The organism is Bartonella sp. AA2SXKL, from assembly GCF_042197205.1.
GTDB lineage: Bacteria > Pseudomonadota > Alphaproteobacteria > Rhizobiales > Rhizobiaceae > Bartonella.
Genome location: NZ_JBHIRN010000005.1, coordinates 119,592 through 130,541, shown reverse-complemented (window position 1 = coordinate 130,541; position 10,950 = coordinate 119,592). Strand labels below are relative to the sequence as shown.

Below are 10,950 nucleotides of genomic sequence, written 5' to 3'. Positions count from 1 at the left end.
ATAATATCACCCTATCAGAAAGCTATGATACCTCTAACGGCAAAGAGACACATGAAAAGTCTTTTGCTGGTGTGACAACTTCCGTTGATATCGGTGTCCTTGGCACGGTACAAGGACTAAAAGATGCCGCAGATCACATGAATAATAAGGATGGTAACAATACAGTTATTAATGGCATACTGACTGGCATGAAAATCAGTCATCTTTATAGTAAAGGCAAAACCTTTGTTAATTGGCTGACTGGCAATACGGGGGAAAAGGGGAACGTAACCAAAGGACTGAGTAGCTCATTAGGAGGATTGGGGGGCTCCACCAAGGATGCTCTTGCCAATATGGCTGGTGCATCTGGCAGTGTAACCGTGGGCTTTAAAACTGAGAAAACAGAAGCTTCTTCTCAAGTCTCCACAGCGGTGACAGATAGCATAGAAGGCGGACGCGCTGTTAACATGCATGCCCACGAAGGCAGCATTCATGGTGTTGGCGCTGATGTTATCGCTGGTACCAATCCAATCTATGTGCTGGAAAATGATGCACAGAGCGGAAAGATCACCATGGAAGCAGGTAAAGATATCATCTTTGAAAGTGCACAAAACACGCAAAGCACACAAAACAGCAGTGAAAGTTCTTCAATGAGTGTTGGCACCGGTTATGGCACGGGTGGCGCAGGGGCAACGGGTAGTGCTGCTTTTAGTCAAGGGGAAGGTTCCAGTGAGGAAGTTCAACACAAAAACAGCCATATTATAGGCACCGGCACCGTTCATACCACGAGTGGGGCAAACACCACATTGGCAGGCGCCGTGGTTTCTGGAGAGCGTGTAGAAATGGAAGTAGGGGGTGATTTTGCCATTACCAGCCGCAGTGATACGGGACAAACTTCCAGCAAGCAAAACTCTGTTTCTGTTGGGTTTGGTGCTGGACAAACGGGTGGTGGGGGCTCCATGAGCGCCTCTTTCCAAAAGGATAAATCCTCCAGCGATTATCATAGTGTTGTGGAGCAATCAGGCATCAAAGCGGGTGATGGCGGCTTTAATATCATAGTTAAAGACAAAACGACCCTAACCGGAGGTATTATTGAAAGCACAGCCTCGGCGGACAAAAACAGCCTGACCACAGGAAGCATTAGCACCAGTGATATCAGCAACAGTGCCCATGCTAAAGCCAGCAGCCATGGGTTTAGCCTTTCTGGGAATGACACGATAAAGAACATTGCCAAGAATGTTTTAAATCACGGCAAAGCCAAGGATGCAGCAGAAGGGGAAACCAAATCTGCTATCAGTGATGGGACTATCATCCTTACTGATACAACTGGACAGAGGGCGATGGGGCAAGATGCTGGACAAATCATTGGCTCTCTCAACCGCAACACCGCAGCAGCACACCAAGCAGTAGGACAGCTAGATGTCGCACCGCTTGAGGATATATTGCGTAATCGTTTAGGTATGAGAAATAAATGGGTAGATGAATGGTTTGATATATGGGATGGGGTTCGTAAAATGGCATTTTATGTTGACCATCCAGTGGGTGAGGTTGCGCATGATGAAAATGGCAATGTCCTCTATTTAACCGATGAAAATGGAGAGTATATAAAAGGCAGTGATGGAAAATATATCACTCTGTATCACTTTTTAAAGCCAGAGGAAGAAAAGCATTTACAAAAAGGCCCTAATGGTGCTGTTTATATGTTCTACAATGGCATTTTTAATTCACCAGATGAAGCAGCCGGTAATGCTGTCCAATTGGCTGTTAATAAAAATGGTCCCCTTTATTTTACATACTTTCCCCAAGCTGATGATGTGCTGGTAGAATTAGGGGTAGCATATTATCAAAAGTTTTGGGAGGGTAGCACTTGGGGATTGAGTAATTCGACCAAGAAGTTCCAAGATTTTATCTATCGTTATGGCAATGACAATGCTATTGTTAGTGGGCATAGCCGGGGTACCTTAACAATACGCAATGGAGCAAATGACTTGCAAGAACATGGTATCCACAGTGTAGCCAAGAAAACAGACTTCTATCTTGTTGGAGCGGCTGCTCACATGCAATCGATGGCCAATACAGTAGATTATCTAAGCGATGGCGAAAAAAATTATATCTACATACAAGGTCATATGTTAGACCCCATTAGTACAGTGATTGGTTACAATTGGCCTACGGCTTATGGGGTACGTTCCAAACCATATGATTCATTACATCCGTTAATTCTACCCCTCAGAGAGATGGGGGGAGCGATCATCGGCTATAATCCTAGTACCCATAATTGTTATGCTGATGCAAGTGCTAAGTGTAAAAATGATTACGGTTCATTTGATTTTATAAAATTTTATTCCACGAGAACAGGGAACAAAAAATGAAAATACGATTTAACTTATTGAGCCTGCTCATTCTATTAAGTATTACTGGATGTGATATGGACAAATCTCCTCCAGGGGAAGTATATGGGTGGATCAAGCTAGGAGCAGACTTTACCGAGGTAGGAAAAGCCTTATTAGAATGTGGCATGCCACATCTTAATTATCTTGAGGCTGAAAATCAAAAGCTCAGCAATAATGATAATGCAACAATTTATGCTTGTATGATTCAAGCAGGATTCCGTGACAGATATGGCGGTCCATCTTGGTGTGTGAATCATTGGAGGGAAAACCTTCCGATTTGTCGACCAGGCGCGGTCATTCCGAAACGAAGTGTTGAAAAGCGCTTAAACAGCCCTTTTTGTAAAAGAAGTCCAGTACAACCTGAATGCAAACCTTAAGTTTTGTTTGTGATGACCGACAATCCCCACACTCACGTTTTTACATGCCTGTGCGGGATTGTTTCCTCAAGCAACCATTTCAATATTGTTCACCGTTGTTTAAACAGCGGTGACAGAAAATATCAACAAGCTTATGAGCTGTTTATTGTAAATAAATCCATTGAAAGAGGGGAATAATGAAGAAAATCTTAAAACTATTGAGTTGTATAGCTCTGTTAAGTATCACTGGATGTGTTAACTCAATTCCCTCACTTTCTCCAGCATTATGGAGAAATAAAATACTTTTAGAATGTGGAGTACCGGACCTTAATAAGGTTGTGGCGCTAGATTTGAATCAATTTGCCAGTATTGAAATGTGTATGGCGCAATCAGGTTTTCGCCCTAGCTTTACAATACAAGATTGGTGTGAAAATCATAAATCAGACAACCTTCCCATATGTCGTCCTGGTGCTGTCATGCCTCAGCGAAGTGTTGAGAGACGCTTAAATAGCCCTTATTGTAAAAAGCATTCAGAACAACTTGAATGCAAACCTTAAGTCTTGCTTCAGCAGAGAAAGCCTTGTCCGTCCTTACGTGATAAGGTTTTTTTTATGCCGCGTCGTTATAACGTTGCTGTTTTGCTTGCTCGATGACATTCAAAAGATCCGATTGTAACCAACGGGATAAAAAGCCAAATTTTAAAGGTTTTGGGAGAGAGCCATTGGTTACATGACGGCGGAATGTTGAAACACTCATATGAAGCAATTTTGCACTTTCACGGTCAGTTAAAAGAATATCATTTTCTGTCATATTAAAATCCTTTCACTATAAAAATGGTAACAAATCATAACTATTTATTAACCACATTTTGGTTCATTTAGAAAGATGTTTTATTCATAGAAAACAATATTTTATTATACAATTTCTGATGTGATACGTGATGAATCTTATTGAGAAAGAATGAGAGACAAGAGAGCTAAAGTTATCCACAGATAATGGGGTTATTCACCCCATATTTTAGGTTTGACCCGTGACATAAGCCGCCCATTTATCCATATAGACACGGCGCTGTTCTAGATAGTCAGTACGACGATAGGAGCGCTCTACTTGTCCTCCGACTGTATGACTTAGAATAGTTTCAGCGACCTCATAGGGGGCATCGGTTGTTTCTGCTAGCCAATCGCGTAAACTAGAGCGAAAACCATGGGGGCAAGCTTCAATTTTATTTTTTCTCATATACGCCGCCATCATCGTATGTGAAAGAGGACCACGACCGGTAAGTGAAAAGATGAAATCACTTTTAGAGATACAGCGGGCTTGTTCAATTACTTTTATTGCTTCAGATGATAGGGGGACGCGAAACTCTGTTGTGACATCACGCTTGCCTTTCATATTTTCAGCAGGGATTGTCCAGATATCATCTTCAATCTGATCTTCACGAATATGACGCAAAGGGTTGGTACGAACGCCTGTCAGGATAAGCAGACGCAAAGCTAAATGTTTTATAGTTGTTGTTTTGCAGAGAAATTGGTAAAAAGCCGGCACATCTCTCCAATCCATGGCTGGTAAGCTTTGTTTTTTATGACGTTGTTTGCCTAAGAGAGCGCGTGCTTTTTCTACTGCTTGTAAATCAACATCTAACCCTAATGCAGCCGCATGTTTGAGACAAAGATTAAGACGCATTAGTGCTGTTCGAGCAGTTCCAGCTTTTGTATGCCAAATAGGGGCAAGGGTATCGCGTATCTCTGTTTGCGTAATCTCTGAAACGGGCAGACAGCCTAATTTAGGGAGAATATGGAGGCGTAAATGTAAAAACCAATTACAAGACTCACCATCATTTTTTAATTCAGCTTTACGGCTTTCAAAAGCATCTAGAGCAATATCTTTTAAATAATGGAGATTGCGCATTGCCTCACGCTTTTGTTTGTTGCGTTCTTTAATAGGGTCACGCCCCTCACGTAAAACAGCCCGCCACCTAGTTGCCAATTCACGGGCTTGTTTTAAAGAAACATCTCGCAACGCTCCCAAGCCCATTTCGCGGCGCCGACCATGAATGGTATAACGATAAAGCCATTGAGCACCACCATCTTTACGTTTGTGAAGAAGCAAGCCGGCACCATCATTATATTTACCAGCTCCCAATGTTGCTACAGCCCTTGCATTAAGACGATTCATAAGAACCATTTTTACTCCTTTCTTGTACAATTTTTACCCACACATCAACCCCGCTTGTGACGTGCAAGCAAGTGGTTTTGATTGATTCAAGATAAACAGATTTGAAATGAGAGAATCCTACGTTATTCGAGGGTCTAATTCAATATGAACAGAGCTAGATTATCATTATAAATCAATATCTTGTATCTGTCATACAAGAAGGTGTTCACGGTATAGCCAACGAAAACACGACTATCAATCTCTATGGACCAGCCTTTAATGTTTTAGTTGCATCCGGTCTGTTAGGGTATGTGAGTGACGGCAAACAAATTATTATTGGCTTTGATGGGAATAGATATGACTTTGTAAGCAGAATTATTGGCGGTAATGGCTATACTTATGAGACAATACCTGCTGGCAGTAACTGGTGGAAAGAATGGTGGAGAGTGATCATGAATCCCATAAGTGCCCATACTTGTCTTGGAGATGCGAGCCAAGTATGTCGGTATGTTTATGGCTCATCCAATCGAGTACAAAATAAGAAAAAAATCTTGGTATTAGTTTTCAGGAAGATATTGTCGATTGTGATGACAACGATGCTGTTAAGCAGCGTATAGGATTGATCAATGGTTATTTGAAGTCAGTAGTGAAGGAAGGTTGGGTGGATATTACTGAAGGGAAGAGCCTTTTTGATTATTGTATAATAGAAAAATCTAATAGTGATCACGATACTGTCAGTGGTTTTGTAGATTATTGTTTACAAATTAAAGCAAATAACCTCTTTTTTTATTTACATGAGAGAAGTAAAGGGTTTCGTTGGTTTTTTTGTTTTAAAGTTCTTACAGAAGTTCGCAGGCATAGAAGCAAAAATGGAATAGTTTTTTTATTGGATGAGCCAGCAAATAATTTACGTATTCATCCACAGAGAAAAATATTAAGCTCCTTACAAACGTTATCGAGCATAAAAGGCAATAAAGTAATTTATTCGACGCATTCCCCTTATCTTATTAACGACGATAATTTGGATAATTTGTTTACCGTACGTAATGAAGCAAATGATTTTGAAGCGCCTCGAATTGTTTGTGAAAGATTTCTGGAATTAACTACATTTACTGAAGAAACTGTGAGGGCTGTTGAGCCTATTGTTCAAAAAACATGGATTACACACCTTGGAACAGGAGCTGATTGGATTATAAAAAAATTTAATGGAGTTGCTGCTAATGCAAAGAAGGTAAATCACATTGCTGATTGCGTGAAACATATTATTGGTGGATAATTTTCTCAGTTTATGCCGTAAAGCTTATACCCTTACGCGTTTTATTTAAATACTTACACCCTTTGGTAAAATTTTACGGAAACTTCGCATTGATCACTCCGAACACTTCTTAGATATGGCTAAGAAATTAGATATATCTGTAGGATTTTTATCTTCTGTCGAGATTAGCAAAAAATCTGTTCCTGTAGGACTGGAGGAAAAGATCATAGAGCTTTATGGTTTAGATCAAGAGGTAGCAGAAATTTTGAAAAGAGAATCGGATTCTTATTGTAAAAGTTTCACTATAAAGCCTTCTGATACATTTAGATGTGAAGCTGTTGGTATGTTTGCTAGACTGATAAACATTATTTCACAAGAAGATTTAGAACTATTAAAAAATTGTTAGAGAAAGCTGGCAAAAAGAATGCGCTTTGTAAAGGAAAGAGTAAAAACCATATTCCCCTAACTTTATTTAGGCATCCCTTATCTTTTAAAAATATATGAAGAATCAAAAACTTAATAGGAATATAAAGCTATATGGTGGGCGATGAGAGACTCGAACTCCCGACATCCTCGGTGTAAACGAGGCGCTCTACCAGCTGAGCTAATCGCCCAATGCAATGATCAGCAATTGAATGGAGACTCTTTAAGGAAAAATTTTTCTAAACGCAAGAATAAAGATGGTATTTGATAATTTTTTTTAAAAATGCATAATCCTTCTTGACATAAACGCATGAACCCCTTACACGACCGCTTGTACCAAATTAAATTGGTTCGAAAAAATGCGCGGGTGTAGCTCAGTTGGTTAGAGTGCTGGCCTGTCACGCCGGAGGTCGCGGGTTCGAGCCCCGTCACTCGCGCCATTTTGTGATTCCTTATGAAATTTCCTTTTTAAAATATCCATATGCTATGAGTGATGTGGTGGAGTGTTTGATTGGGAATAAATATGTTTTTTCTTTCTTTTTATATGGTTTATAAGAATAGGGCTTGCGTCTTTCTTTGCTCTGCGTTACCTATGCCGATAAGAAAAGTATCGCTCTGTATGCCTTTGAAGCAGTATGAATAGAGTTAATAGAGCGATTGTTAAATTTGTCTGTTTGGTCTCGCAATATTGAATCATTGTGTTAAACTCAGGCATTTCGTTACGATGGAAGAGGGTTATGGCTTATTTATTGAGCTCTTATTTGCCAGTCTTGATTTTCATTATTGTGTCAGCGGTTATTGCTGGAGTTTTGTTGATTACACCTTACATTGTAGCATATCGTTCCCCTGATCCTGAAAAATTATCGGCTTATGAATGTGGGTTTAATTCATTTAGTGATGCACGCATGAAGTTTGATATTCGTTTCTATTTGGTGTCAATTTTATTTATTATTTTTGATCTTGAAGTTGCATTTCTTTTTCCTTGGGCTGTTTCATTCGAATCAATAGGTATGTTTGGCTTTTGGTCGATGATTGTGTTTTTAGCGATTTTGACTATTGGATTTATATATGAATGGAAAAAAGGAGCCCTTGAATGGAATTAAGATCTAATAATTCAACGATTGAGGCTCCAAAACCAAAAGGAATCATTGATCCAAATACTGGTGGGCTGATAGGATCTGACGATAAATTTTTTCGTGATATCAATGCTGAATTATCAGATAAGGGGTTTTTAGTTACCTCGGCAGATGCTTTGATTACTTGGGCACGTACCGGTTCTTTAATGTGGATGAGTTTTGGTTTGGCTTGTTGTGCTATCGAAATGATGCAATGCTCAATGCCTCATTATGATAATGAGCGTTTTGGATATGCACCACGAGCTTCACCCCGCCAGTCAGATGTGATGGTGGTGGCAGGTACTCTAACAAATAAGATGGCTCCTGCTTTAAGAAAAGTGTACGATCAGATGCCAGAGCCACGTTATGTCATTTCTATGGGATCATGTGCAAACGGTGGGGGATATTATCATTATTCCTATTCAGTAGTGCGGGGATGTGATCGTATCGTGCCTGTCGATATATATGTCCCAGGGTGTCCACCTACAGCAGAGGCATTATTATACGGCATATTGTTGCTACAGAAAAAAATCCGTCGTACCGGATCCATAGAGCGATAGAGAGTTTTCTTGTCATGGTGGATGAAACATTGGTTGAGCTTGCTGCTTATTTGGAAAACAAATTAAAAAATAAGCTTGAAGAGACTGTTCTTGCTTTTGGTGAATTGACCATTGTGGCACGTCTTGATGCAATTATCGATGTCTTAATGTTTGTTCGTGATGATCCTCGCTGTCAATTTATTAATCTTACAGACATTAGTGGTGTGGATTATCCTTTTCGCGATAAGCGCTTTGATGTTTCTTACCAATTGTTATCTCCTCGTGAGAATTTACGCTTACGTGTAAAAGTTCGTACGGATGAAAATACTCCTGTTGCTTCAGCTTGTACGGTTTATCCTGGCGCAGAGTGGTATGAACGTGAAACGTATGATATGTATGGGGTTTTATTTTCAGGACACCCAGATTTGAGACGGATTTTAACAGATTATGGGTTTGAAGGATATCCTTTACGCAAAGACTTTCCTGTGACAGGATTTGTTGAATGCCGTTATGATAATGAAGCAAAGAGGGTGATTTATGAGCCTGTTGTTTTGCGCCAAGAGATGCGTAATTTTGATTTTCTTTCTCCTTGGGAAGGAGGACAGTATACTTTGCCATGTGATGGGAAAGCAGATGAAAAAAAATAATATTGGTTTTGATAAGGCATTATATTAGAGTACTGTATTTCTTAAATAATTAAATATTTTTTAGCGTGATAGATTTTTTGATATTTGATATGAAGTTTTTTAAAAAGCAAGGGGTTGATTGTGGCTGAGGTCAATGTTCGAAACTTTAATATCAATTTTGGTCCGCAGCATCCTGCCGCGCATGGGGTTTTGCGCATGGTTCTGGAGCTGGACGGTGAAGTTGTTGAGCGTGTAGATCCACATATTGGGTTGTTGCATCGCGGTACTGAAAAATTAATGGAAACAAAGACTTATCTTCAAGCTGGTCCTTATCTAGATCGTTTGGATTATGTCGCTCCTATGAATCAGGAACATGCTTTTGTTCTTGCTATTGAAAAGTTATTAGATATAAAAGTTCCTAAAAGAGGGCAATTAATACGTGTTTTGTTTTCTGAAATTGGGCGTATTCTTAATCATTTGCTTAATGTAACGACACAGGCAATGGATGTTGGTGCTTTAACACCACCGCTTTGGGGATTTGAGCAACGTGAAAGATTGATGATTTTTTATGAGCGTGCCTGTGGTGCTCGTCTTCATGCAAATTATTTTCGTCCTGGTGGCGTGCATCAAGATTTACCAGAATCTTTAGTTGAGGATATTGGTGATTTTATTGATCCATTTCTTATTTCTCTCGGAAAACTTGATGCGCTTGTGACCCCAAATCGGATTTTTAAGCAGCGTAATGTGGATATTGGCGTTGTAAGTATTGATGAAGCTTGGGCACGCGGTTTTTCTGGGGTTATGATTCGTGGCGCTGGTGTTCCATGGGATTTGCGTAAAAGTCAGCCTTATGAATGTTACGATGAAATGGAATTCGATATTCCTATAGGTAAAAATAGCGATTGTTATGATCGCTATCTTATTCGTATGGAAGAAATGCGTCAATCAGCGAAAATTATGCGCCAATGTGTGGAGCGTTTACTGAGTACTGAAAAAAATGGACCGGTTTCGAGCTTGGATCGCAAAATTGTACCACCGACGCGGAGTGAAATGAAAAGCTCGATGGAAGCACTGATTCATCACTTTAAACTCTATACGGAAGGTTTTCATACACCTCCTGGAGAAGTATATGTTGCTGTGGAAGCTCCGAAGGGTGAGTTTGGTGTTTATCTTGTTTCTGATGGAACCAATAAGCCTTATCGTGTCAAGTTGCGTGCTCCTGGGTTTGCTCATCTCCAAGCTATGGATTTTTTAACCCGAGGCCATATGTTGGCGGATGCTACAGCTATTTTGGGTTCGATTGATATTGTTTTTGGGGAGGTTGATCGCTAATGTCCGTACGCCGTCTTGCAGATGATATCTATCAGCCCGCAGAGTTTTCTTTTACAAAAGAAAATCAAATATGGGTAAAAAATACTATAGAAAAGTATCCTGTCGGGCGTGAGCAATCAGCTGTCATTCCATTATTAATGCGTGCACAAGAGCAAGATGGTTGGGTGACACGTGCTGCAATTGAACATATCGCTCAAATTCTTTCTATGGCATATATCCGTGTCTTAGAAGTTGCTACTTTTTATACTCAGTTTCAGCTTAAGCCTGTTGGAACAAAAGCGCATATTCAAGTTTGTGGGACAACGCCTTGTATGTTACGTGGTTCTGATGAATTGATTAAAGTTTGTCAGAAAAAAATTCATCATGAACCTTTTACGACCAATCAGGATGGAACATTGTCATGGGAAGAGGTGGAGTGTCTTGGTGCTTGTGTTAATGCTCCCATGGTTATGATTTTTAAAGATACTTACGAAGATCTTACAGCTGAACGCCTTGAAGAGATTATCGATGCATTTGAGGCAGGAAAGGGTCCTGAGATAGCTGTTGGTCCGCAAAATAGTCGTAAATCGTCGGAGCCAATTAGTGGTTTAACATCTCTTCTTGATGATGAGAAAGAAAAAAAGATCTCTCAAGTCTTCACCAAAAAAGGATAAGGAAAGAATGGGGAACATAATTAAGTATTTTTCTTGAGAAAATATTTTATTATTCTACCCATGATGGCAACATTTAACGAAAAGTAAGAAATCTTGAAAAGATATTTAAAAATTGCATTTGAGGA

General features: G+C 39.8%; 10 protein-coding genes, 2 tRNA genes and 2 pseudogenes. 11 read left to right on the top strand and 3 right to left on the bottom strand.

From position 1 onward, the window contains the following. From ACFINS_RS05020 to ACFINS_RS05010, 3 genes are all read left to right on the top strand, one after another. The coding region (locus tag ACFINS_RS05020) for a hemagglutinin repeat-containing protein (protein WP_375705939.1) at positions 1 to 2,351 on the top strand (2,351 nt) is incomplete at its 5' end. Continuing rightward, positions 2,348 to 2,749: a hypothetical protein gene (locus ACFINS_RS05015; protein WP_375705938.1), complete on the top strand. Its 402-nt coding sequence runs from the start codon at positions 2,348 to 2,350 to the stop codon at positions 2,747 to 2,749. The genes ACFINS_RS05020 and ACFINS_RS05015, both read left to right, overlap by 4 nt. 176 nt (positions 2,750 to 2,925) lie before the next feature. Beyond that, positions 2,926 to 3,285 (top strand): hypothetical protein, encoded by a 360-nt coding sequence (locus ACFINS_RS05010; protein ID WP_375608402.1) that lies wholly within the window; start codon positions 2,926 to 2,928, stop codon positions 3,283 to 3,285. 52 nt (positions 3,286 to 3,337) lie between these two features. Here ACFINS_RS05010 and ACFINS_RS05005 read toward each other — a convergent pair whose 3' ends face one another. Both ACFINS_RS05005 and ACFINS_RS05000 read right to left on the bottom strand, forming a co-directional pair. Then, complete coding sequence (locus ACFINS_RS05005; protein ID WP_015856172.1) at positions 3,338 to 3,538, bottom strand: AlpA family transcriptional regulator; 201 nt, start codon at positions 3,536 to 3,538, stop codon at positions 3,338 to 3,340. A gap of 207 nt (positions 3,539 to 3,745) precedes the next feature. Then, a complete protein-coding gene (locus ACFINS_RS05000) occupies positions 3,746 to 4,912 on the bottom strand; it encodes a tyrosine-type recombinase/integrase (RefSeq protein WP_375650212.1) in 1,167 nt (388 codons plus the stop codon). A gap of 631 nt (positions 4,913 to 5,543) precedes the next feature. On the opposite strand from ACFINS_RS05000, the gene ACFINS_RS04995 reads away from it, so the two are divergent. Together ACFINS_RS04995 and ACFINS_RS04990 are read left to right on the top strand one after the other, a co-directional pair. Continuing rightward, positions 5,544 to 6,158 carry a hypothetical protein gene (locus ACFINS_RS04995; protein WP_375611875.1) on the top strand — a complete coding sequence of 205 codons (615 nt, stop codon included), beginning with the start codon at positions 5,544 to 5,546 and terminating at the stop codon, positions 6,156 to 6,158. A gap of 49 nt (positions 6,159 to 6,207) precedes the next feature. Further along, positions 6,208 to 6,641 (top strand): annotated as a pseudogene (locus tag ACFINS_RS04990) (XRE family transcriptional regulator). Positions 6,642 to 6,675: 34 nt separating this feature from the next. Here ACFINS_RS04990 and ACFINS_RS04985 read toward each other — a convergent pair. Next, positions 6,676 to 6,751: transfer RNA gene (locus ACFINS_RS04985), tRNA-Val, on the bottom strand. A 172-nt stretch (positions 6,752 to 6,923) separates the two neighbouring features. Here ACFINS_RS04985 and ACFINS_RS04980 point away from each other — a divergent pair. From ACFINS_RS04980 to nuoE, 6 genes and pseudogenes are all read left to right on the top strand, one after another. Next, positions 6,924 to 7,000, top strand: a tRNA-Asp gene (locus ACFINS_RS04980). A gap of 297 nt (positions 7,001 to 7,297) precedes the next feature. Beyond that, complete coding sequence (locus ACFINS_RS04975; protein WP_005773599.1) at positions 7,298 to 7,663, top strand: NADH-quinone oxidoreductase subunit A; 366 nt, start codon at positions 7,298 to 7,300, stop codon at positions 7,661 to 7,663. Continuing rightward, positions 7,654 to 8,235, top strand: a complete 582-nt coding sequence (locus ACFINS_RS04970; RefSeq protein ID WP_375606831.1) for a NuoB/complex I 20 kDa subunit family protein — start codon at positions 7,654 to 7,656, stop codon at positions 8,233 to 8,235. The genes ACFINS_RS04975 and ACFINS_RS04970 overlap by 10 nt, the downstream gene beginning before the upstream one ends. A gap of 14 nt (positions 8,236 to 8,249) precedes the next feature. Then, entirely contained in the window at positions 8,250 to 8,861 is a 612-nt protein-coding gene (locus tag ACFINS_RS04965) for an NADH-quinone oxidoreductase subunit C (protein ID WP_375611876.1), read from the top strand. 120 nt (positions 8,862 to 8,981) lie between these two features. Beyond that, positions 8,982 to 10,172 carry an NADH-quinone oxidoreductase subunit D gene (locus ACFINS_RS04960; protein WP_375611877.1) on the top strand — a complete coding sequence of 397 codons (1,191 nt, stop codon included), beginning with the start codon at positions 8,982 to 8,984 and terminating at the stop codon, positions 10,170 to 10,172. Continuing rightward, a pseudogene (gene nuoE / locus ACFINS_RS04955) lies at positions 10,172 to 10,862 on the top strand (NADH-quinone oxidoreductase subunit NuoE). The gene ACFINS_RS04960 and the pseudogene nuoE overlap by 1 nt, the downstream one beginning before the upstream one ends. Positions 10,863 to 10,950: the final 88 nt, after the last annotated feature.